Here is a 394-nt window from a genome sequence, read left to right on the forward strand (position 1 = left end):
ACGACGGCCAGGTCGACCTGACGGCCGTGATGCAACCGTCGACGCAGAAATGACGCAGTGGATGACGCAAGCGGCGGTCGGCCGATGAGGCCATGGACGAAGCGGCTCGCCACCGCATTGCCGTGGGTACTGGCGGGCGGACTGGCGACGGCGGTGACGCTCGTCGCGCTCGCGCCGGCCGCGTGGATCGCGCCGCAGTTCGCGCGTGCGACCGGCGCTCACGTGAATCTCGTCGATCCGGACGGGTCGCTGTGGCACGGCTCGGGCACGCTGATGCTCGCGCCGGGCGCCGACCAGAGCGCGGCGACGCTGCTGCCGGGCCGGGTCGAATGGACCACGGGCTTCTGGCCGCTGCTGACCGGGCGCGTGCAGATGCGCATGCGCCAGACCGAGG

General features: G+C 72.3%; 1 protein-coding gene. It reads left to right on the forward strand.

The window, feature by feature from the left end; genetic code table 11:
* Positions 1-84 precede the first annotated feature (84 nt).
* Positions 85-394, forward strand: a 310-nt coding sequence (gene gspN, locus ACNQQL_RS36135; protein WP_347069745.1) for a type II secretion system protein N, incomplete at its 3' end; no start/stop codon positions are given.

The sequence above is a fragment of the Burkholderia sp. LFS061 genome (genome assembly GCF_047978125.1).
GTDB lineage: Bacteria > Pseudomonadota > Gammaproteobacteria > Burkholderiales > Burkholderiaceae > Burkholderia > Burkholderia pyrrocinia_C.